Here is a 23,815-nt window from a genome sequence, read left to right on the forward strand (position 1 = left end):
GGAGAGGAAACCCATGTCCACAAAATTAGTAAATTTACGAATTGATTTCGCTTTTAAACAGTTATTCGGAACGAAGGGAAACGAAGAAATTTTAACTGGATTTCTAAACGCTATCCTAGAAGAATCTTTAGATGCACCTATTGCATCTCTACAACTCGAAGATCCACATCTTCATAAATCTTATGAAGATGACAAGTTATCCATATTAGACTTATTAGCAACATTAGACAACGGAACGCAAGTGAATATAGAGATACAACTTCGCAATACACATGATATGGTGAAGCGATCTTTATATTACTGGAGTAAACTCTATACATCCCAAATGCAAGAGGGGATGCCCTATCGTTCACTTCGGAAAACAATTACCATTAACTTATTAGATTTTATATTATTCTCCCAGGATGATTCATTTCATACCATAGGACAATTGTGGAATCCAAAAAAGCAACAGATACTAAGTGATGATATTGAAATTCATTTTGTGGAAATTCCAAAATTGGTCAAACAATGGCATGAAGAAAAAGTAAATCCATGGGAAAATGTATTTGTTCGCTGGATGTTATTGCTACCAGCACATGAAGATGAACATTTAACTCACACATTGGAGGAGATTGCGATGAATCAAGATCCAATTTTACAAAAAGCAATGAATAAATGGGAAAATATGAGCCATGACTCCTCATTCCGAACAGCTTATGAAGCTCGTGAAAAGTTACTTTTAGATGAACAAGCCAAGTTGGCACACGCTCGTGAAGAAGGATTAGAGGAAGGGATTCAAACAGGAAGAAAAGAAGGAATTGAAGAAGGAAAAATCCAATTAATCCGTGGTATGCATAAGAATGGTATGCCATTAGAAGATATTGCAAAATTCACAGGTCTCAGTACAGAAGAAATACGAAAATTATTATTATAATACATGTCATTACAAAAGCTTTGCGGAAAATCTCGCAAAGCTTTTTATTATTAATAAGATTCACTATACATTGCCATCAAGCTTAGGTTTTGAATCACTACCTAAATGAAAATTTGTGCTCTCAACAGTTGTTTATGAGGATTTTGTTCATTTTTTGTTTTGGGACCAATGAATTTCTTAACTTAATTGAAATTTATTATGTCACTGAGAGAGTGTCCATTTTAATATTATTGAATATTAAAAATATATTAAATATAATTACTATATATACCCAAAAATGGAAATACCAAACCGAGTTGAAACAGGATAATGAGAATATCTTGTTAAAATAGAAAGGAAGTATGCTATGACTACTTGTTTAATGGATGAATTACGTAATTATGGAGTTAATTTAGGTCATCTTAAGCAAATGGAACAAGAAAAACCTATATTATATAAGGAATTAGAAATGTATTACGACTGTATAGGGGCTGAAAAAAAAGACATGCTTGTAGAGATTTCAAAGATTAAGGGTTTAACAGAAACCAGATTAAACCCTAATTGTACCTGGACACAACATATAACTGGCGAAGCAGGCGTTTTAGCTCTTAATCGTATAGAAAAACATCATATATATTTACAGAAAAATGGCCTTTCAGCTCTCTTTGAGTATTTCCAACAGCCTAAACATAAAATCACACTAAATTATTTTAATAAAGAAGATATTTACGTAGTAGCTGATGGGAATCATAGAACAGTATTTGCAAAAATGATAAATGCCCCATATATGTTTGCTGAAGTTGTACCTTGGAAATATAATCACACATCACATCAGTATTATTTACACCATAAAAAATTATTAAAAGATTTAAAGATTAGTGCGGAAAGGTTAAACTTTACAATACAAAATGGTAAACTCATGTATAATGATATCCCATTAAACACTTATGATATTCCATTTTACTCTCGTTTTAACTTTCCTCAGACAGATATGATTTCAATAAAGAGGCGGTTTACCGATATACAAAATCAGTTATCCTTTCTGGAAGTAAAGATGCGTCTATTCTATTTTTTGAGTAAAAAATGGAAAATCAGAATTTGTAAAACCATGAGTCATATGGACAATAATATTGATACGCAATTGCTTTACGGTTCACTAGTTCAATTATATGAGGATGGATATGTATACAAATAAGAAATGTACAAAAATACTTTAAATTGGAGAATAAAAGATGAGTAATTTCGACTCTTTTTATAACCATCTTGGAATTAATAAAAATCAACCGCCAAAATGTATAGATCATAAAATGAATATTTATCCAAATTTTATAAATTTCTGTTGTGATAAGCATGAAGAAGATAAGTTAGTAAAGTGTACAAACATCACCAGTACTCGTCATGATAAATATAAAAACTCTACTGTTATAGAAGCATTTGAAAAATCAAATCCTGGAAGTTACATATTAGGCAGATATATAACAGAGCCCCAATATTTTGAGACATATATGAAAAATACACCCATGAATCGTGCTGGTTTATATGAGAATGCTATCGAGCTTGTAGAATACAAAAATCATTTCAAGGTAGCAGACGGAAATCATCGTGTTCTATTTGCGAAAGTCGTAGGGATTCCAGAATTATATGCCACTGTAACCGTGTATAAAGATTCTCCTCAAAAAATTAAACTATATGAAAAAGCAAAAAAATTAGGCTTCCATTTAGAACCCAACTCCAAGGATAGAAACTTCACCGATGTTTATATTTACTCAACATACAATTTTGATACATCTCGTAACGAAAAGATTGATACCTTCTATAATATAGAAGAATTAAGTCATTTTTTGCAGATATTCGAAAAGGTTCCTTTTATTGAAAATAGAGGTACGCTACTTTCTGATTTATTTCATCGCACTAGGGAAAAGCGAATGGAAAAAAAGTTCATTATATTTTTAAACAACTATTTTCAACAGAATCATATAAATAATGTACCACTACATGAAAAATTTTTAGATCGGTATCAACAATATATGTATCTGAAACAGATAATGATAGAACACAATAGTACATCAACTAATTAACCAATTCCAAGCATATAAGCATTTCTTAAAAAGAAAATTTTTATTACGCACATAATCTATTTAGGTTATGTGCTTTTTTGTCGAAATTAACAGATAGAATTTTCAGAAATATTATTGATTAATCACGAAAACGTGATAAAATAAAAACATAGAATATCACGTTTTCGTGATTATAGAGGAGGAATAGAATGACTGATAAGAAAAGTTTTGTAGAAAAAAATTTTTAAACTCCCCACTTTCCAATGTTTTTACATCAAGTGAAGCCGAACAGAAGTGGGGATTGGAAAAAGGTACCGTGAGATCGTCATGTGTACGTGGTAAATTAAAAAACTACGTGGAATTAGGATTAGTCAAGAAGTCAGGAAATACATGGCTTCTAACTAAAGAGGTTATGACTAAATTTTACGGATCTCAAAAGAATTAGGGATTACCCATTAAAAATAGACACGAAAAAGCCCCCACCACCGCCAAGTAAGTAAGGGCTTTTCCAGATACATTATAAAAGAAAGGCTGATTCTAGAAGGCAAATATATACCTAAAAACTCATCACAGCAAGAATATTTTATCACATTTAACTAAAAAAGAAAAAATAAAAATTATTATAAAAACCAATTTAAATAAGCGATATAATGTCACTTGTAAATGGTTTGGTATAGATAATTGTATTACCTCCCAAATTTGCTTCTTCGGTACATTTGGAATATCTATTTTTATGGTTGTAGCTACATATATGATCTCTGGAGTATATTTTGGGTTTTAATTCTAATATCTTTCAACCTGTATAATTAAGGAGGAACTATTTTATGAATAAAAAATCTGTAAATGTAAAAATTGGTGATCCTGTACAATTCCATTATCGTCATGATTCTTCAGTAACACTAATTGGTTCGGTAGTTAATGTATTAACTAATACCATTGTTGTGGATGTCTCCGATTCTTCAAATAAGATCCCTGGACTAGAAAATCGTCAACTAGTAAAGTTTGGTCAGTTTAAAAAAATTCGAAAATAAAATTTGCTCTTGGCGCAATAATCTTCCCTTATAACTAATTACTTTTAGGAGGATATAATATGAGGCCAAAACGCGGTGAATTTTTTCACTTTTCAAAAGATAACACTGTATACTTAGTTTTAGGTTACGCAAAAATGTTCGGTAATGAAGAACACAACTTTATTAATCTTAAAAGAATGAAAGACTCAACTACTATAACGCTTAGTGCCGATTTGTTTTTGCTCTATATACAAGCTGAAAAATTCGTAAAAGATAATGTACTAGTAACTAGTGAACTACTCGCCACTTAGCAAAGCTTGAAGTGGGAGCTTCTCAGTTCCACGACGAAAGCAACCTTTCGTCTCCCTGAGCGTTACTTCGGGGTGTTCCACCCCTAGATGTCCAACGCTTGGACGCTCTTTTGGTACGGTTGATATTTTACGCAGGAACCGAATGGCTTGGTTTTCGCACTCTATTTTCTTCCTGCAACCTCATATATCAAGTTATCAAAGAACTTTATATAGCTAGTTTATCAAAAGTTTTTGGCTATGCTAAATCGAAATTCATCTCCTACCTACCGTTGGGCTATCGCCCTTCACACGCTTGAGGAAGAAGAATTCTTCCGGTAAATTCGTTAAATAAGATCACATTTAAACAAATCTTTCCCACTGTATTTTCTTTTTTAATAGTATGGTGGGAAAAACGTAAAGGGTGAGAGAAATGAAAGGGAAAGAGGGAACGAAAGGCTTTTTTGTATTTAGTAAGAAACATGGGAGGACTTATGTTTACTTAGTACGTGCTACTTATAAAAATCAAAAGAAGAAAAATATCCCCTTATTTTCATTTGGTCGATTAGAGGATGCTCTCAATAATATGTATGATTGGCGTGATAATTTCGATTTATTTCCTGTAATTTTATCTGAGCTAGGTTACTCCTAGGAAGATTTACACGAATGGATCTTAACTTTAGAGACTGATTATAGCAAATACGGAAGAAAACTTTGCATAGCTAATGATTAGGAGGGGGTATATATTATGGAGAACTATCTGAAAGAAAAACATCGAAGAGAAAAGTTAGAACAAATTTCCAACCGTACAATAAAAGGGGAAAGTTATTTCCAATGCGATTCTTTCAGGTGGAAAAATATCGTATTTAAACATTACAATAAAATTAAACGAAAAGAAATGAGTATAGAACAACTCGTTTCAATAATACAAAAAGAAGGAATATCATTTACATAACATCCTTCTTTAATAACATATCCGATAATTGATTTTATAAAGTATATAGCGAAAATCTGTAAAGAAATAATAGAAATTGAGTCCTGTTAATACAGGACTTTTCTTTATAAATCATTATTGAAATACACATGAGGGAATTTTTGATAATGTCCGAAAGTATAAAGAAAAGGAACGGAAATTCAATTACACATGAACAGTTCCTAACTAAAATTTATGGCGTTTCTTATAAAGATACAATTCTAAGGGTGATTTTAAATACTTAATTATCTTGAACCTCATTTAATATATTTATCTCACATTCAAGTTCTTTTGTATCTATATTTAAAAAGTCCATTGTCATTGCAAGAACTTTTCCATCTTTATTTCTCTTAGATCCCCATAAACGAACAACCCTATTAATTTTACTATCTTCATATATAATTTGAACTGTTCTTAATTCTTCTCCATCCACAAATTCACGATGTATCCAACACTCTTTAAATTCCAAATCCTCATCAGATTTATGCATATTATATTTCAACATTACTTCTTCTAATTCTGGGAACCCCAAGCCTTTTTTCCCAAAACAAATATACTCAAAATCCCAAAACTCTCTAAAATGATAGATAAGCTCTTTTTGACTTTTCATCATAATTCCCCCACCCCATAATTTTTTAAGCGTTATGTATATTTGATATTTGTTACATGATTAATTTTAATATATAGTACATTATCATGTAGGTTCCTAATTCTTAATTGATTACAAACCATATCGAAGTAGTGAATATAACCAACTTCTGAATATGCTTTGTTTTGTTTTTGATATGAAATGCTTACTTGCTTATTTTCAGCAATTGCACAACACACAATTTCATTTATAAGTTCTAAATTTTGTTCATCTAAAATAGGCATCGGTACTTCATTTTGTTTTTCATACAATTCATTTAATCCTTCAAACTGTTCTTTTATTGCTGAAAATGGAACCCATCGCATCATACCTCTATCAATCATGATCTGTATTCCTCCATTGTCGATAGGTAAGTCTTTGAAGTAATCTCTAACTTTTCCCCCGATCCGCACCGTACGTGCCACTTTCATGGCATACGGCGGTCCACCTAAGTTGTAGTTTTCTTTTCATCCAATAATGATAAAATTCTAAGCGAACAACGCTAGTTGTTCATTATTTAGTTCCACTTCGGTTAGTGTTTCAATACAGATCCCCTCATTTTTGACTAGTTTTCGTAATTTATTGAGCTTATCTAACTTTTCCTCGTTGAGCTTTAGCTCATTGAGTATTTGGTTGATAGTTTCCTCTTTGGTTGCGTGTATTAGTCTATGAATACTTGGTTTGATGATGATAAGATTTTTGTAGCTGTCGTCCTTTGTTTCGCTCCATAATTGCTTATGGTGACAATGGATTTCCCAAGGTAAAAGTCTTTCTCCTGTTACACCACATAGTCCTTTTTGCGCGACATACAGTGAAATTCGGTTGTCATTGTATTCAACGGTTGTCCGTTCATTGACGACCATATTTTCCCTTAGCCATCTTAATTCCGTTTCGGTTATATCCGCCAAGTTTTTATGTATCAAGGCTCGTCCTTCCACGGTGTATTTGTTGATAGCCTGCTTTTTCATCATCGGGTTTCTTTGCTGTACGTATGAAATTGGTAGAATTGGTCTTTTCATGAGATATCTCATCATTTTAGACCTTAGATATGGTTTAATACCTTTATCTTTACCTTCATATGTTCCTTTTCCTGTGTATCCGTTTGAGTTTTCTTTTCCTCTTTTCTTAGCCTTGGGTAATCGATTATACATCATTAGGTCTAGTTCATAACTTAGTTTAGCGAAGTCTTGGGAGACATGCGTTGCTATTTGATAATAGTTATGCTTGCCAATAACCATACTGTTGTATATATTAATTCCTTTAATGGCTTTGATAGAGTTCGGGGTTTTCTGTATTTTCTTCACTTGTTTTGCTAATTCTTGTTTTGTTCTTTTCAGTGCATTTGGAGATACATGTGTTACTGCGGTATATCGTGTGTCCCCGTTTTTCTTTTTACCTTTCTTAACAGCTTTGAGAGTGAATCCTAAGAATTCACTTTCTTGCTTTTTTAGATTGGTTACTTTGGATTTTTCTGTCGAGATAGGCAGCCTCAGACGTTCTTCTAACCACATTTTAGATGCTTTAAAAATTTTCTCGGCATTGCTTCGTGTGTTTGTGAAGATCTTAAAGTCATCCGCATACCTTACGATATACATTGGTTTCATTTTAGAGGTTTTGGATAAAACTCCTGTTACGGTGTCATTACTCCAAATCCCATCCTTGTATCTTGGTTTTACCTTTTTGGCTTTAAAAGTTTCCCATTGGTCACTGACCCACCAGTCGAATTCATTAAGATTGACATTGGCAAGTAGAGGGCTAAGGATGCCACCTTGCGGGGTTCCTTTTGTCGGGAAAGCTATTGTGCCATCAGGCATTTGCACTGGGGCTTTCAGTATCTTTCGGATAATGACGAGTAGTTGCTTGTCACGGATACCCATTGTCCATAATTGGCGCATGAGTTTGGTGTGATTTACTTCATCGAAGAATCCTTTGATGTCTACATCTACCACATAGGTAAGGTTTTGTTGATTAACCTTTTTAACGCTGTCTGCTATTGCATGTTCTGCACTTCTGTTAGGTCGAAAACCATAACTTCGTTTACAGAATTGCGCTTCGCAGATAGGTTCAATTACCTGTAAGATGCATTGTTGAATAATCCTATCCCACATTGACGGTATCCCCAGAGGTCTGGTTTTCCCGTTGGGTTTTGGAATTTCCTTACGTCTTACTTTTTGTGGTTGATAGTTCTGAAGGCGTTTTTTGATTTCATTCAAGAAATAGCTTTGTTCCATTCTTTCAATGTCCTTCATGTTTACATTATCGCAAGATGCTGTTTTACTTCCTTTGTTTGCTTTGATGTTACGGTAAGCAAGAAGTATGTTTTCGTCTGATGTAATGATAGGCATTAGGCTTTTGAAAGAATCTTTTGTAGTTGCCCTCTGGTATAAGTTATCTAGGACTGGTTGGATACCATAGTATTCATTGTGTCTTAGTTTCTTATCCTTTGGTGTGGTCTTAGAGTTGTCATTCATGGTTTATCACCTACTCTCAATTGATTTGGTGACCTTTTGAGTCTTACCAGAATCCATGCTAGATTAGATGAAAGTTCAGTTCCTACAAATATAGGCTTGTGGCTGTTCCTCCAATTCCATTACAGAATCTTCAACGGTCGTACCACTACTCTCACTGTTATTAAGAATACTTCCCTCGGTTGCCCGTTTCGTATTCAACTATATCCGCCGATAGAGTCATAGACTCAACGTTAACAGCTTTCGACGTTCCGTTCAGACTATCATTGTTTTAAAGGTCCATGGACCTCCGATTTAGGTGCTTGCTGTACCACGTGCCTAGCTCCGTTGCCTATAACAACGTTAGGATTGTTACAGCATAAATTATTCCAATCCGTTAGACAAATCTTATTTTCAGATTCCGAATCATTTCTGACCCGTCACAATATCGAGGCGTACATTCGCAAATTCGTCAGTGTTTACACATTCTCACCATGTCGGTTGACAGCATACAATACTTTATCAGTTCCATTTGGTTTATTATTCCGAATGGCTTTCGGTTGCCCTGTAGGGCACTTCGGATAGTGATTGCATTTTTTACCCTGCTTCCAACATCACGCTACGCCTAGCATATGCTGTCGGGAATCTCACTGGAAGAGTTTCAGGTCGTTACTCCCTCATTCCTCTCACTTGTCTGAACAGTTATCCTGTTCTTGTAATCTTGAATTATTTCTTCAAAGAACAGTCATCGTTTGTCGCTTAAAACGTTGTAATACCAACGTTTAGCTTAGCCGATAACGTCTCGCGCTTATGCTTTATGTCCGGCTATTTTTCCGTTTCTTTCCCTTTGTGTAGCTCCTTTAATGTAGCTAATACCTCTCATGATTGAATTCTTACCATGTTTATGCCGTATACTATCCATTGTTTTTGCTAATTTCCTTTTAGTATCTTTTTGAGAAGTATCTTCAAACAATGACATTTGAATTGCATCATCCCTGGTTAAATTTTTTAGTGTAATATGTATTTGGCGCACTGGATGTCCAGAATGAAACCTTTTTAATAGTTGCAATGATGCCTCATACACATCTTCTGTTAAGCATGTCGGCTGATCTAATGTAATCGCTCGTTTAAATCCTCCACCGATATATTTGCTATAACCTATAGAAAGCTCAACCGTACGGCAGCATTTATCTATAGATCGTAAACGAAAACAAGTTTCTTCAATTTGTTCTAGAAGGAGTAATTTTAATTTAGTTGGGCTGAAACAGTCCTCTAACAAGATTTGTCCTTTTGTTATAGAGGTACTTTTAGGAATGTATTTATTTGCAATCCGGCTCTCATCAATACCATATGAGAAGCGATATAACTCTTCACCTTTTACTTTGCCAAATCGCTTGATTAGATGCTCTTTAGGTGTTTTTGCAACATCCTTTAAGGAAAATAGGCCCATGCCGTGCAACGCCTCTTCAGTAGCCTTTCCAATTCCCCATACTTTTTGAAGGGGGTTGATTTCCCATAATTTCTTTGAAACATCTTCGTATGTCCACATAGCAATCCTAGAGTCTGAATGTTTACTTTCCACATCAAGAGCAACTTTTGAAAGAAATAAATTCGGTCCAATTCCAATTGATGCGGTTATGCCAGTCGTATCATATATTTCTCTTTGAATCCTTTTAGCAATTACAATTGGATCACGTCCGAAAAGATGAGCTGTTTGTTGCATGTCTAGAAAGCATTCGTCGATTGAGTAAACGTGTAGATCCTCTAACGCTACATACTTCGTATAAATTTCTGTGATTTGATTTGAAATTTCAACAAATCTTCTCATTGTTGCATTCACAATAATAATGTTCGGATCTTTTGGGATTTCGTATAATCTGGTTGCTGTAGAAATACCTAGTTTTTTAAGTTCAGGAGTCGCAGCCAATACAATAGATCCATTTCTATTTACATCCCCAACGACAGCTAATTTTACTTTCATTGGATCTAAACCTCTCATAACACATGCACAACTGGCAAAAAATGAACAAAGGTCTATGCAGAGAATCATTCGATTCATGCACTTTGAATAATCAAACATCGTTTTAGCCTCCAAGAACAGAACGTTTGTTCTTATTATAAACCTATTGTTTTGCGTTATACAACCATTTAAAAAATATTTTTTATTATCATTATGGTACGTGAAATTATTTATTTAATTCTTCAATATTCGACCATTCAACAATATGATATCTCTTAATTTATTAAACTTGTTTTCATTACTCCATAAATTAAGAAAAGCCTAAACCCTTGTGTATCAACAGGTTCAAGCTTTTAATTTTATAGGAATACCATTTGCAACAAGTTGCCATTAGAATAGTGTATCAGCAACTTGTAGCTACTTATATGAATGCTAGATTCCTCAAAATTATTACATATTTTTTTATCCCGTTCTCTTTTAAACTATATGCCGTATCCAACAAAATTATTCACTTATCTAAAGTTTAGAAAACTAAAGATTTGGACATGCTTTTAATAAAATCAAATAATTGAGGTGAAACGCATGTCTTGGTTTAAAAAGCCTAGATCTAATTTAGGTAAATTTTTAGACAATCATGATATTAAACAAGTAGATTTAGCTCAAAACTCCGGTGTGAGTGAAGGAACGATTAGTAAATTGTGTCGAGCAAATACTTTTTATCCTTCATTTAAGAATGGACAAAAGATTATTAAAGCGCTGAAGAGAATGACTCATAAAGAAATCCACCATGATGACTTTTGGATGTAGTTTAAAATATATCGTGCATTATAAAAGTTCTCATAAACACATTTTGTTTTACAGCATATTGTTCTAATTTGGATTGCCGATAGTCTGATAATGTGAAAAAGATAATTACTGGAACAATAGCATTCTGTCTTTTATAGATATCTGTTATATGGCCATATAACTGTATTTTATGTTCGTTTGCCTTCATATGTTGCATACGATCTATTTCAACGAAGTGGGGAACATTTCCCTCAAAATACGTTGCGTCAGGAATGATTTGATACCGTTGACCATTGATTGAAAACTCGATAGGTCTTTCTGTTTTCCATTCTGGAAATCCAAGCCACATCCAGCTTTCGTTTCGCATTAATATGTGCTGTAATTGACTACTTTTCTTCACTTCTTTTGTAATGCCTAATAAATCCCGTCCCTTTTTGTTTAAATAATATACGTGTTCACGAGCCACTTTTGTAATGTGACAATATGAATGTAGATCCTTTAGTACACGATTTGCGTTTCGAATACTCCCTAGACAGTGGATGGCTTGTAATTGCCTCCTGGTTGCAAAATCTAACTTACTCAAAGTGGATAAAATCTCGATTTGTCTCGCTTTCTGTTTGAGTGTTTGATGCCTCATTTTGTTTCACCACCTTGTATTGCTTCAGTAACTTCCACATGTCTGTATCCTTTAAATAAGGTACCTGAATTTCCTCAGTACGATCTGTTTTAAACAATGCTCTTCCTGGAAGAGAAGGTAAATCCTCCAGACCTGGTTCATCCAAAGCAACTTGTGAAGCGACCGCTGTTGGTAATCGAAAGCCTATTTTCGCATCAGCATTTTGTTTAATTTGTCTTGGTAATGTATCAGAAGTAGGATATTGCGTACAAAATAGGAGCCGAAACCCTAAACCACCTCCAATTCTTGCGACTTCAGATAACATCTCCTGGCACAAAAATAATACATCACGTTGTTTTTTCGATAATCCTTGTGTCGGACAAAGATTTGCTCCTTCATCTACTATGATGAAGCAACGTTCTTTAATTGATGTGTCTATGATATTGGTAAAATAGGACTTCTTCATCATTTCAATCTGTCTTACCATCTTTTCACGTACCCTCATCAACATTTCTAACGCCTGTTCTGGATTTTCAGCGACCTCTACAACTTGAGACAAATTCTTATAGGGGCTAAATTCTAATCCTTCCTTCAAGTCAATAATAAAAAAACTTACATGTTGAGGTTGTTGTAAAATCAAACTTGTCATCACATTTTTTAGAAATACAGTCTTTCCAAACCGTGTCATACCCGACACGCACATATGCGGTGTTTTCTCGAAATCATGATACACATGTTTATCTAACGCTTTCCCCATCATAACTCTCCATGTACGCTCTTTTAATAGATCCTTAGACCAATTCCACATTTCAGGTATCTGTTGCTTAAATACGCGAATATGAAGCTCTCTTTGATGGAAAGATATTTTAACAGGTTTATATAGGCCTTCTTCTAATACTTCAGCTAACTTTTGGATAAGTTGACTAGGTACACCAAGTGGTAACTTGTAAACATAATTCATACTTATATCATCCTTAATTTCTTTTATAAAAATGGGGTATTGTAATTCATCTTTATGCTGGACACATATCTTTGCAATTTCAAAAAACGTTGCAATTTTTTTCTTATCACTCATTCCATTACTTTGATAAAAATAAGCTACAGTTATAAAGGTTGCTGGAATTAATAAAAGCGACAACATTCCCTCCATACCTCCTTAAGGTAGTTGAGCCTGTATGGAAGCTTAGAAAAAGCTGTTTAAGATGCGCTATTATAATCACTTTCAACTACCAGATGTAATACTAACGTAGAAACACATCTAGTATATCCATTAGAACGTACCAAACGCTCCCAATCAGCAAACATTTGAGACCCGCACGTAGCAACCAACCTGGAAGATAAAGACCTTTCTTCTTTAGCATTTTTATTCCTAAAATTGAAGCTCCTGTCACGCCATATACAATACCTAGTTCTCCAATGATTGTCATATTAACCCCATCCTTTTGGTTTAATGGACAAATTCCCTTTACCATCTTTAAAAAGTTGATATTCATCTAATAGCTCATTCCAGGAGACAGTCTGTTCATTACCATATAGATCGTCTTCGATTTTTTGACTTAAATAATAATAACCTCGGTATTGCCGATCCAGGTATACTTCATGTCTCAGCATGTGCTCTCGTATTGCACAAAGGTTATCTTCCTTCTTGGTTCCTTTGTACATTTGCCTGAGTGTTTCTGAAGAGTAGAGATACGGAGTGCTGTATAACATTTGATATTGGTTCATATTCTCACCATCCATATAGATTTCTAGTTACACTAAATACATATGATGGTGATCCGGATTTTTGAAGTTGTACCTTAAAAAAGTATAAAAATACGCCTTCCAATTTTCAGGATGACGTTCAGCAAAAATCTTCACTTATCCGAAACAATACTATAATGATATCAGCTGTTAGCATAAATCAATTTGGATTATTTTCCTTCTCAAACCACTATACTCATATACAATGCCCAGAATATCAAAGACTGTCTTCTTCTCATACCGGTGAGATTTCCATGTTTTAAATACAATCTCTATTTGCCAACGTAGAGAGTAGATATCATGAATATGTTCCATAACGCCATCCTTTCTGTATATTTCTACAAAAAGAATAACGTTTTTTCGATTTATGGCGATGTATGGTGACCCCTTATAGAACATTTAGAGGTTGAAATTAAGTAATTAAACGACAAAAAACATATTTATCAATTGGTATGGAAATTGTAAATAATATCATTAGCATCTAGAGAAAGTGCAAAAAAAGACATCTTCCCCAGTTGAAGATGTCTTTTTTGCTATGTGGGGTCACTATGTCATTGAATCTAAGTTAAGCGGAAAAGTATTAGATATAGAATTGAACAAACCCTCTAAAGAAAACTGGAAATTTAAGTAGAAATATACATGTGGTTATGAAAGATTGGACTTAAACTAAAAGGACAGAAGAATTGAATAAGAAAATAGTTATAATGGGACAATATTGGAAAAAGAAAAGGACAAATTATTTACATAATAAAATGTTTTAAATGATTTTTAGGAGGATAATATGGAACTATCTTTATTATTAGATTATGGATGGGTTTTAATTATTTTGATTCTTTTAGAGGGTCTGTTATCTGCTGATAATGCTTTAGTTTTAGCTATAATAGCAAAGCATTTACCAGAAGAACAGCAAAAAAAAGCTATTAATATTGGTTTGCTATTAGCTTTTATATTTAGAATTGGTGCAATTTTTATTATTTCGTTCCTTTTCCACGTTTGGCAAGTTCAAGCTATTGGGGCAGCTTATTTAATTTTCATTGCTTTAAAACATTTACTAAAAAAAGACAATGGAGAAAAAGAGAAAAAAGGAAAAAGTTATAATATGACTGTTGCTCAAATTGCATTAGCAGATATCGCATTCGCTGTTGATTCTATTTTAGCAGCAGTAGCTCTTGTCATTGACTTGCCCGATACGTCTATGGGTGCAATTGGTGGTATGGATGGTGCTAAATTTATTGTTATTATAATAGGTGCAATAGCGGGTTTAATTGTAATTCGATATGCAGCAGGATTCTTCGTTAAGTTATTGACAAAACGCCCTAGTCTTGAAAAAGCCGCAATGTTATTAGTTGGTTGGGTTGGGGTTAAGTTATTAATGCATACCCTTGCTCATCCATCAGTGCACATTGTTTCCCATGATTTTGTCGAAGGAGTAATTTGGAAGTCAATCTTTTGGTCTGTTATGCTTCTTATTGCTTTAGGTGGTTGGTTTTTATCTAAAGAGAAAACAGAAGAAACTAATGAAGAAAAATAATTACAAAAACCCCCAGCTACTTTTAGTTCTTATAATTAAGTGGAAATGTATTCAAGGGTGCTATTGTGGAAAATAATCAAACTTCTTTATAAAATCGAAACTTAAATATGCTAAATAAGAAACCATTTTGATCCATCTTTTTTCAAAATGCTTTCTTATGATTTATTGTAAAATGGGAGTTTTTGAGTTGTATTTGATCAAAGTTTATTTCAAAGCTACATTTAGGCTTCTTATAAAAAATTACGGCAAGGTTATGGATTATTTATAGGGGTCCCGCCACATCGCTATCAACTTAAGAAAAATAAACACCTCCAAAACGAAAAGATGCGCTGACTTCTCAAAGTAAGTAACTGTAGAGAAAAAATTTTCATTTTGGATGTATATTAAAACCTTAGCTTGATGGCTATGGGGGATATTCATCATTTAGAGGAGAACATTACTGGTGTAACCTAAAAATATTCTTTCTACGTAACGAATTAAAAAAGGGGGGATATTAAAAACCATCCTTTTTTTAGTATGTGAATGGAATATTTTTTTAATAATTTTTTTCAATCGTTTTAGTAACAATGTAATTGACGATTAGTTAATAAAATCTAATATAAATATATATCTTATATATATTTTAAATATAAAGATAAAACTTATATAGGACTGAGAAATGTACGTATATCCTTACTGTAACAAAGCCTTTTAACAATGCATAGCGTAAAAAATCATAAATAGTAGAATTTAACAACGGAAAATTAGGTATTAATATGATCTGGAATCTACAAATAATCATAAATGAAATTTAGTATTCCTACATAAAAAATGAAACAAATTGATACATTGTTAAACATATTTATTCAATCGTAAAAATTCATATGAATGCACTGAATCTCCACAATCTTATTGTATTTACCCACAAAAGATTCACATTATGTGTTAATTAATCAACATAATCCAAATCAAGCACATAACTCACATTAATATTGATGATTTTTGATAGATAAAGGCGTATAAGCTATTTATATCAATGATAATTGCACTAAATTATTCACATTATGTATTATTTATCTACTTATCCACGAAATTTAATTTTTTTCTTATGATTTCTTGTAGATATTTGAATGTATTTAGACAGCTCATACGTGTTTATATGAAAGTAAGTGTGGAAATTTAGATAGGTACCATACTATTTTTGTATATGATTGCATAAAAAAAGATTCTATTATGAATAGAATCGAGTAAAGTTACTTATTGTGAAGAATGAGTAAAAGTCTTTTAAATAAACGTATCAACACGAATAGCCCTCTATCTTGAATTTTTTTCAAAATAGAGAGCTGATTATGATTAGTTCGTTTGCATTACTGTGAGTACTTGCTCAGCTGTTGTTACTGGGATACCAGCGCGTATTAACTGTTCAAAGGCATGCATAAATGTAATTAAATTGAAGCTATCTGGTACTTCAATAACGCGAAGCTTTTCTTTCGGTAATCTATCTATCTTCTCAATAAACAATTCACGAACATCACTTGGAATAAAGCGATCTTTATGTCCTCTTGCTTTTAGGAGTTCACGTATTTCTATTTCTAAAGCCATATAAGCGTTTAGGTTTGTACCTTGTTCATAGGCATACTTTCTAAACAACGTTTCTTCTTGATACTTTAGATAGTTGCGGTGATACGATTCCTCTGTAACAGGTACAGCAAATTTGTAGTTTAGTAATTCATACGTTTTACGGAACAGCTTTTTGATGTTTCGAAGAGAGTACATAGAGAAATGCAATCCGAAATCAAATACAGCTTGTTCTTTTTGTTCTTTTGGAACATGTTGTGTAATAAGAGGATAAATACCTTCTTTAGCCGCTGTATCAAGAATTTGATATTGTGATGTTTGATTTAATAATTTTTTCAGTGTATATACTAACTTGCTTGGATATTCTTCATTACGATCTATCATGTCACGTAAGCTATGAATTACGCTTCGAATTTGTCGATGGCATGTATATTTAAGTACAGCAATAAATTTGTTCATGTCCTGTGTAAACTCACCAATATTCATCTCTTGTAGCACGGATTCGATAAAACGAGCTTTACGAGCATAAGTAAGCTTTGGTGTGAATGGATCGCGATACTGTACTTCGCCTGTTTCTTTTGTACATAAGAAATCCGTATGTAAGGATAGATATAGAGTCGTATATCTTTTTTTATTCTTAACTCCTTTTTGTAATTTACAAATTTTGAATAATGGAGTCCCTGTACATGGTAATGCAGTTGTTAATTCTGTTATAACTGCGCGTATTTGATGTGGATATTTTTTATGTAAAAAGCGGTACATCCCACCAAAATGAGTTCTATTTCCTCTTTCATCTTGTTTATCTAAGGAACGTTTTAGTGTAGTCTCACTGTGCTGTTGCATAGCAATATCTAAGAATAGCTTCTTAGCTGCAACTGATAGCTCAAAGAAAGCTTTCGTAAATACCACTGGGCTAATATAAACATATGCATTGGCCTTTTCAGTTTCTTCATTCATAAAATGAGTTAATTTAATTGTATATCGGCCATCTAATTCATTTTCAATCGTAATAATGTTATGTAGGTTTAATTTTTTTAATGAAATATAAAATTGAGAATGCTGTATGTAAGCAAATTCTTCTTTATATAGTTTATAATCTTCCCACATCATATGTATTGTTACATTTGGAATGACTCCATTCGTGTAACATTTTTTATGTAGATATAAGAAGACTTCCAAATCTGCGTTTGTAATGCCATATAATTTATGCTTTCTTCCCATTGTTTCCGAAATAGCAGATAGTGTACGACGTGAAAAAGATGGTTTAGCCTGTGCTACGAAGCCATCCACATCGGCAATACGCTCCTCATATGTCATATGATCAACAATATCCTCAAGGTATGTATCTTTATAGCTGTAGTATTTCTCTTCGAAAGTTTCAACAAGTTTTTGCCAAGACTTTAGTGTTACTAAAACTGCATTTGTAGATTGTCCATTTAGACTACGTTGATTACGAATAATAAATGATTTTCCCATCTTTTTCACCTCCTACCTATAAATTCAGAAATAAATGCCAAAACACTATAAAATATACCAATTTTGATTATACCAAATCGAAATTGGTTGAAATGCGTCCCTTTAAGAGAAAAAATAAAAAGATGAAACGTCCTTTAATCCCTTGTGTATCAAGGGGTTTCAGGATTCTTGAAATTTTTTTTATGGACATGATGTGGCTATGAATTTTCATATTGGTAGAAAAGAAGGAAAATAGCAAAAAAACCTTGTAAACATGATTAAATCAACAATTATATCGATTTTTTGAAAATTAAAAGGGACATGATATGGCTATGAATTTTCATGTTTATAATTGTGAATTAAATAGATAAAACCCTTTAAACAGTGATGTTAATGGGTTTTATCTGTAATTTTACAATTACAAAAGGAACATGAAGTGGCTAGGTGGGTTTTCATGTTTGGTTAAAAAAAGGGACATCATACAGCTATCGATTTTCATGTTGCATAAATACGTGAAAATAGGGTTATAAACGTGTAAAGCCTTAATATAAAAAGGTTTATGGGGTTTTCATCTAAAATAAAAGGGACATCATATAGCTATAAATTTTCATAACTAATAGTATAGCTGTAATAGAAACGCTTATATATCAAGCTTTAAGCACTTTTAGAAAAAAATTTCGAGTTAGTAAAAAGAGTTACATAATGTCATTTTTATTTCATGTTTTGATGGAAAGGGGAATGATATGACTATAAATTTTCATTTTTGATGAATTTGGGGTATTCGAAGTAACATATATATTTTCATCTTTACATTTTTGGCTTTTACTTCTCTGTTAAATGTAAGAGGAACTTTAGGGAGATAAATATGAATAATAGTACTGGAAATCTAATAGAAAAAGAATTAATGAATGAAAGATAGGTTATTGTATAAGTACTTGTATAATTGCTATTTGGATTTTACAAATTGATTGAGTCTTGTATAATCAGTTACAGAGAGGGCTATAAGTATGCAAAATAGAGACCTTACCATGTTAACAGTGAAATGAAAGAATGAAATATTCCGACTTTATTTCTAGTTTTATAAAAAGGAACATCATATAGCTAATTATTTTCAAATTAAGATCAATAATAACTAAATGTATATAAGGAGCCGAATTTATATGGAAGACGTTCTACAATTGTTTAGAGATGCACTATCAATAACAGAACCACTGTATAAACAAGATGAGCAATTGTGGCATAAATGGGTTTCCTATTATGTTGAGGTTGAAGCAGATAAAAGTAAAATTGTGACTTCAGAATACCTTTCTCCATCATTTTCAATGCTTGTACAGTGGCTAGAGCAACAACAAAGAAAAGGTGTTTCTCCTCTAGATATATTTAAAAATATAGATGAATACAGATTAATCATTCATGAAACCATAGGTGTCTTTATTGAACAAGAGTTTCGTAAAAATCAGACAGCTAGTACTATAGTGAATACAGCAACAAGTAAATCAGATGCGAACATATTGAATGAAAACTATTTAGAAGTAAATAACTCTGCGGTCTATTATAAGTTAAGAGATGGAATAGCTAAAAATCAATTTGAAGAAGATGAAAACACACAGTTAAAATCATATCCCATTGAAACAAAGGATAGTAATGGAGTGGCACAGCTTTCCTCTCATAAAGATGAAGATCTAAAGTTAACGAATATTGAAGAGGCAGCAAGATGGAATACATTAGTAGATGGTGTAATGAGTAATATGGATGATTTAACTGCAGATTGTTTAGACACCATCACAATTCAATGGTTGAATGAAGCAAAATCGCCTGATGAATTTATTGATTTTTCATATGAACAAGTTTTAGAAATGTGCAGTATTTCAAAGGCTAAGGCAAGTGGTGTCGAATATTATAGGGTAGAAGATAAAATTAAAGTAGCGAAACGGATTGCGGCCCTAGCGAGTATTTTTATATATCTAAATGATGACAATGAAATAGTCGTATTAAATGATCGCGCTGAAACAGGTAAGCATTATGAAGTAAAACGCGAGGTAATTAAAAGACTATTTGTATTAGATTCCGTAGTTCTATGGAGAGATAAAAACACAAACGAATACATGGGGATAGAATCGTGCCGAATCAAACCGGGAAGTTTCTTATCCGGATATCTATATGGATCTAATAGTACTACCGCATTATTATCAAAAAAGGCACTTGAATATAATAGTTATAGACACAAATATCATAAAAGATTAATTCGATATTTGACATGGCAATGGAGAATACGTCAAATGTTTTCTAGTTTACAAAGACCTTATTCTATAGGTGGAGATAAAGGTTTGTTAGCAGTTATGGGTATAAACCAGAAACAAAAACCTAATCGTATTCGCGAACAATTAGAAAATGTTCTTATTGATTTAGAAAAAGAAGAAGTAATTTCTCATTGGGAATATCATAATGGTTTAGAAGAAGAAAAACTGACAAAGAAGAATTGGTTTAAAAACTATTATTCACAGTTAGGAATAGTAATATTGCCACCCAAAGAACTAATTAGTTCAATGGAAAACTTAGCGAAAAAGAAAACAATTGATACAATACATGAGGAAAGTCAGCCAATAAAAATTGTAGAAAAACCATTAGATATGAGTGAAAATGAAGAAGTAATCAGAGAGAAAATAGAGTTTATGCATATGAAAAAGAATATAACTATGCGAGAACTTTCAATAGAGATAGGTATATCGCAGCCTACTCTTTCTAGATTCTATAATAAAAAAACAAAACGTCTCTCTAGTACGGCGAGAAGCAAATTAAATCAATGGTATAAAAGACAAATGATCATCGATAAAATGTAAGTTAAAGCTAAAAATTAGTATTAAAAAGATTCCTAGAAATAGGATTCTTTTTAATGTAGTTATTGAATTTTTTTGTTTTAAAATACACTAAACAATATAGAAATATCCCTATTTAGAAATAGGGATATTTCTATATTGAAGAGGAGATTATAGTAGTGTTATGTGGTATATACAATAGAATCAGTAATTTATATTATTGCAGTAACTTTTCAAAAGCTCCCTCCTATACCTTTATTTCTGTAACAAAAGCAACGGGTGTGGCTCTGAAATAAAGTGGAACTGTTTATAAAAAAGATGAACCGGAATTTCCTATCTCTTTAAAGAAAGGATTTCGGTTTTTCTTGTGGATTAAGAATTTGTTAAGTGATAATAAAGTTATTCCATTAAAGGGCCATATTCTCGAATAACATACTTGAAGGAAATCGTTATATATGAAGCTATTGAGAAAGCTTTAACTTAAATTAACTGGTGTTTTATCCCAAGTAAAATGATACAATGTCAAAAAAATACCGAGCAAAGGGGAAGAGAAAAATGAGATTTTGTATGGACTTTGGTGATACGAATTTTATTGGGGTAGCGAACACTAATAAATACGAATCATTCGTAGATGAAGATTGGGAGTTAGATAATCTCTTACAACATTTTGGAGACGAGATGAAGCAAGGGCATATTTTAGTTTTTCAAATGACTGAGGAAGGAATTGAATATTCTTGGAGAGTAGAGGTTAGAAAAGGTACAGAAGAAATAACTCATAAATGCTTTAGGAAAGCAGTAGGGTATATAGAAGTAACGGAAAATCAACTATATTTAGTGGATTATGACTGCCTTACAATGGCTGCTCAGTTTCAAAATAACAAAGTACCTGATCGAAATTGTTCCAAATATAAGATTGAAATAGAAAATGGCTTATATAAAGTTGAAGTGGTTCAATATTATAATGTAGATGAAGATGAATATGTAGGAGCAAGCAAAACGGATATTTTGTTAAATTTCATAAAGGTATCGGCCAGTGAACCAATAGCTGAAAAGGTATTTTGGTGTACATATTAAGTTAATAAGAGGGGACTATACCCCTTTTTTGTTGAATTAACGAGATAGCTTTAGCAAAATAACTAAGGTGTAATTTTTGCAATGTTTTTGCATTTTCCATTATTCCGCAATCTGTCGCTTTAATGGAACAAGGATCACTGAAATGATTAGACTTTTTTATAAAAGAATGATTCAATTAAATAAATTAAGAGTGTGTTTTGATCAATCTTTTTTCAAAACACGCTCTTTCTTTTTGCTCATTTATCAAGGTTATTAGTATCAATTTGACCAAACATTATTTCAAAGCTACAACAGGATATAGAAATATCCACTTATAGAAATAGGGATATTTCTATATTGAAAAGGAGATTATAGAGTGTTATGTGGTATATACAATAGAATCAGTAATTTATATTATTGCAGTAACTTTTCAAAAGCTCTCTCCTATACCTTCATTTCTGTAACAAAAGYAACAGGATATAGAAATATCCACTTATAGAAATAGGGATATTTCTATATTGAAAAGGAGATTATAGTAGTGTTATGTGGTATATACAATAAAATCAGTAATTTATATTATTGCAGTAACTTTTCAAAAGGCCCCTCCTATACCTTCATTTTTGTAACAAAAGCAACGGGATATAGAAATAGGGATATTTCTATATTGAAAAGGAGATTATAGTAGTGWTATRTGGTATATACAATAGAATCAGTAATTTATATTATTGCAGTAACTTTTCAAAAGCTCTCTCCTATACCTTCATTTCTGTAACAAAAGCAACGGTGTGCAGAGATAATAAAGTTGTTTAATTTACAATAAAGTCATTTAAAAAATAATATAATTGTTTAAAAATCTTTCTTCCACTAACGGAGTAGATTAGCTCAATAAGGAATCAAAATAAGAAATTGTAGCTTCTGAAGAAATGGAAAAAAAGCAAGATTTTAAATACAAAGTAGAGTCTGTTATACAGAGGTAGAGAGATATTATAATTCATTTGTGATAAATTAGGAATAGTTTGATTTGTTTAAAACTGAGTAGAGAATTATAAAGTGTGTGCGGTTTTTTGCCAAGTCCTATATGTCTTATTCTATGGAGGAAATATGCTTAAAGATAATTTTAAAATTAGTAATATTCCCACGGTTTTATGGGGAGATAAGAGTGAAAAAATTTTTATTGCAGTACATGGAAATATGTCAAATAAGGAAGATGCAGTTATTCAAATATTAGCTGAAGAAGCCAATCAAAAAGGTTATCAAGTATTAAGCTTTGATTTACCTGAGCATGGAGAAAGAAAAAATGATAATACTCCTTGCAAAGTACAGTTTTGTGTTAGTGAATTATCTATAATTATGAATTACGCAAAAGAACATTGGAAAGAAGTAAGCGTGTTTGCATGTAGTATGGGAGCTTATTTTAGCCTTTTAGCCTATCAAAATGATGTGTTAGAAAAGGCATTATTTTTATCACCAGTAGTTAATATGGAACGAATTATCGAAAATATGATGAAATGGTTTAATGTAACACCAGAGCTTTTGCAAAAAGAAATGACTATAGAGACACCTATTGGTCAAAAGTTATATTGGGATTATTTATGCTATGTAAAAGAACATCCTATTAATACATGGAATACAGATACATATATTATGTATGGAGCCAAGGATGAACTGTGCGAATTTGAAACTATTAACTATTTTACAAAAAAACATCGTTGTGAATTAGAAGTCATGGAAACAGGTGAACATTACTTTCATACTGAAGAACAGTTAAAGATATTTGAACAGTGGTTACACAAACATATCGATTAACAAATTACAATTTATCTTGAACCTGTTAGAGAAGAATGGTGAATATTTGAACTACCCCCACTTTCACTTCGTTTAGAAGAGGGGGATTCCTAAGTAAAGAGTTCTATCGAACTCTAATTTATTAGGCTATCTCCACAGTCCTTGCGGTTAGAAGCCTTATCGCTTCATTCTTTAGATTGATACTTGCGTTAATAT

Annotated in this window: 21 protein-coding genes and 2 pseudogenes; 13 read left to right on the forward strand and 10 right to left on the reverse strand. The window is 32.3% G+C overall.

Annotated elements, in window-relative coordinates:
* The first annotated feature begins 13 nt into the window (after positions 1 to 13).
* From AC1DKZ_RS29245 to AC1DKZ_RS29280, 8 genes and pseudogenes are all read left to right on the forward strand, one after another.
* Positions 14 to 916, forward strand: coding sequence for an Rpn family recombination-promoting nuclease/putative transposase (locus AC1DKZ_RS29245; RefSeq protein WP_476997623.1), 903 nt, complete (start codon positions 14 to 16; stop codon positions 914 to 916).
* Positions 917 to 1,262: 346 nt separating this feature from the next.
* Complete coding sequence (locus tag AC1DKZ_RS29250; protein ID WP_476997624.1) at positions 1,263 to 2,090, forward strand: hypothetical protein; 828 nt, start codon at positions 1,263 to 1,265, stop codon at positions 2,088 to 2,090.
* 37 nt (positions 2,091 to 2,127) lie between these two features.
* Entirely contained in the window at positions 2,128 to 2,973 is an 846-nt protein-coding gene (locus AC1DKZ_RS29255; protein WP_476997625.1) for a hypothetical protein, read from the forward strand.
* A gap of 247 nt (positions 2,974 to 3,220) precedes the next feature.
* Positions 3,221 to 3,397 (forward strand): annotated as a pseudogene (locus AC1DKZ_RS29260) (helix-turn-helix domain-containing protein); the annotation flags it as partial.
* Positions 3,398 to 3,776: 379 nt separating this feature from the next.
* Positions 3,777 to 3,983: a methyltransferase gene (locus AC1DKZ_RS29265; RefSeq protein WP_476997626.1), complete on the forward strand. Its 207-nt coding sequence runs from the start codon at positions 3,777 to 3,779 to the stop codon at positions 3,981 to 3,983.
* A 59-nt stretch (positions 3,984 to 4,042) separates the two neighbouring features.
* Positions 4,043 to 4,273, forward strand: coding sequence for a hypothetical protein (locus AC1DKZ_RS29270; protein WP_476997627.1), 231 nt, complete (start codon positions 4,043 to 4,045; stop codon positions 4,271 to 4,273).
* Between the two features lie 409 nt (positions 4,274 to 4,682).
* Positions 4,683 to 4,901, forward strand: a complete 219-nt coding sequence (locus AC1DKZ_RS29275) for a hypothetical protein (protein WP_476997628.1) — start codon at positions 4,683 to 4,685, stop codon at positions 4,899 to 4,901.
* A gap of 96 nt (positions 4,902 to 4,997) precedes the next feature.
* Positions 4,998 to 5,294, forward strand: a pseudogene (locus tag AC1DKZ_RS29280) (hypothetical protein).
* A gap of 169 nt (positions 5,295 to 5,463) precedes the next feature.
* Here AC1DKZ_RS29280 and AC1DKZ_RS29285 read toward each other — a convergent pair.
* From AC1DKZ_RS29285 to AC1DKZ_RS29300, 4 genes are all read right to left on the reverse strand, one after another.
* Positions 5,464 to 5,832, reverse strand: coding sequence for a hypothetical protein (locus AC1DKZ_RS29285; RefSeq protein WP_476997639.1), 369 nt, complete (start codon positions 5,830 to 5,832; stop codon positions 5,464 to 5,466).
* 32 nt (positions 5,833 to 5,864) lie between these two features.
* On the reverse strand, positions 5,865 to 6,194 hold the full coding sequence (locus AC1DKZ_RS29290; protein ID WP_476997640.1) for a YolD-like family protein: 330 nt from the start codon (positions 6,192 to 6,194) through the stop codon (positions 5,865 to 5,867).
* A gap of 144 nt (positions 6,195 to 6,338) precedes the next feature.
* On the reverse strand, positions 6,339 to 8,321 hold the full coding sequence (gene ltrA, locus AC1DKZ_RS29295; RefSeq protein WP_476997629.1) for a group II intron reverse transcriptase/maturase: 1,983 nt from the start codon (positions 8,319 to 8,321) through the stop codon (positions 6,339 to 6,341).
* A gap of 784 nt (positions 8,322 to 9,105) precedes the next feature.
* Positions 9,106 to 10,377 (reverse strand): Y-family DNA polymerase, encoded by a 1,272-nt coding sequence (locus AC1DKZ_RS29300; RefSeq protein ID WP_476997630.1) that lies wholly within the window; start codon positions 10,375 to 10,377, stop codon positions 9,106 to 9,108.
* 462 nt (positions 10,378 to 10,839) lie between these two features.
* On the opposite strand from AC1DKZ_RS29300, the gene AC1DKZ_RS29305 reads away from it, so the two are divergent.
* On the forward strand, positions 10,840 to 11,064 hold the full coding sequence (locus tag AC1DKZ_RS29305; RefSeq protein WP_000118337.1) for a helix-turn-helix domain-containing protein: 225 nt from the start codon (positions 10,840 to 10,842) through the stop codon (positions 11,062 to 11,064).
* 1 nt (position 11,065) lies between these two features.
* On the opposite strand, the gene AC1DKZ_RS29310 is transcribed toward AC1DKZ_RS29305, so the two are convergent.
* The 5 genes from AC1DKZ_RS29310 to AC1DKZ_RS29330 all read right to left on the reverse strand — a co-directional run bounded on the left by AC1DKZ_RS29310 (position 11,066) and on the right by AC1DKZ_RS29330 (position 13,801).
* On the reverse strand, positions 11,066 to 11,680 hold the full coding sequence (locus AC1DKZ_RS29310) for a replication-relaxation family protein (protein WP_476997631.1): 615 nt from the start codon (positions 11,678 to 11,680) through the stop codon (positions 11,066 to 11,068).
* On the reverse strand, positions 11,619 to 12,800 hold the full coding sequence (locus AC1DKZ_RS29315) for an FtsK/SpoIIIE domain-containing protein (protein WP_476997632.1): 1,182 nt from the start codon (positions 12,798 to 12,800) through the stop codon (positions 11,619 to 11,621). Before AC1DKZ_RS29315 ends, AC1DKZ_RS29310 begins: the two co-directional genes overlap by 62 nt.
* A gap of 100 nt (positions 12,801 to 12,900) precedes the next feature.
* Positions 12,901 to 13,086 carry a hypothetical protein gene (locus AC1DKZ_RS29320; RefSeq protein ID WP_044441200.1) on the reverse strand — a complete coding sequence of 62 codons (186 nt, stop codon included), beginning with the start codon at positions 13,084 to 13,086 and terminating at the stop codon, positions 12,901 to 12,903.
* 1 nt (position 13,087) lies between these two features.
* On the reverse strand, positions 13,088 to 13,384 hold the full coding sequence (locus tag AC1DKZ_RS29325) for a hypothetical protein (RefSeq protein ID WP_476997633.1): 297 nt from the start codon (positions 13,382 to 13,384) through the stop codon (positions 13,088 to 13,090).
* Positions 13,385 to 13,552: 168 nt separating this feature from the next.
* Positions 13,553 to 13,801, reverse strand: a complete 249-nt coding sequence (locus AC1DKZ_RS29330) for a transposase (RefSeq protein WP_476997634.1) — start codon at positions 13,799 to 13,801, stop codon at positions 13,553 to 13,555.
* A 382-nt stretch (positions 13,802 to 14,183) separates the two neighbouring features.
* Here AC1DKZ_RS29330 and AC1DKZ_RS29335 point away from each other — a divergent pair, with 382 nt between their 5' ends.
* On the forward strand, positions 14,184 to 14,933 hold the full coding sequence (locus AC1DKZ_RS29335) for a TerC family protein (protein WP_476997635.1): 750 nt from the start codon (positions 14,184 to 14,186) through the stop codon (positions 14,931 to 14,933).
* Between the two features lie 1,332 nt (positions 14,934 to 16,265).
* Here the strand turns inward: AC1DKZ_RS29335 and AC1DKZ_RS29340 are convergent.
* Complete coding sequence (locus AC1DKZ_RS29340; protein WP_476997636.1) at positions 16,266 to 17,966, reverse strand: hypothetical protein; 1,701 nt, start codon at positions 17,964 to 17,966, stop codon at positions 16,266 to 16,268.
* Between the two features lie 1,139 nt (positions 17,967 to 19,105).
* On the opposite strand from AC1DKZ_RS29340, the gene AC1DKZ_RS29345 reads away from it, so the two are divergent.
* The 3 genes from AC1DKZ_RS29345 to AC1DKZ_RS29355 all read left to right on the forward strand — a co-directional run bounded on the left by AC1DKZ_RS29345 (position 19,106) and on the right by AC1DKZ_RS29355 (position 23,620).
* On the forward strand, positions 19,106 to 20,785 hold the full coding sequence (locus AC1DKZ_RS29345) for a helix-turn-helix domain-containing protein (RefSeq protein ID WP_476997637.1): 1,680 nt from the start codon (positions 19,106 to 19,108) through the stop codon (positions 20,783 to 20,785).
* Positions 20,786 to 21,328: 543 nt separating this feature from the next.
* On the forward strand, positions 21,329 to 21,835 hold the full coding sequence (locus tag AC1DKZ_RS29350) for a hypothetical protein (RefSeq protein WP_328059179.1): 507 nt from the start codon (positions 21,329 to 21,331) through the stop codon (positions 21,833 to 21,835).
* Positions 21,836 to 22,915: 1,080 nt separating this feature from the next.
* A complete protein-coding gene (locus AC1DKZ_RS29355) occupies positions 22,916 to 23,620 on the forward strand; it encodes an alpha/beta hydrolase (protein WP_033728392.1) in 705 nt (234 codons plus the stop codon).
* Positions 23,621 to 23,815 lie beyond the last annotated feature (195 nt).

The sequence above is a fragment of the Bacillus sp. 05T21 genome (genome assembly GCF_056396785.1).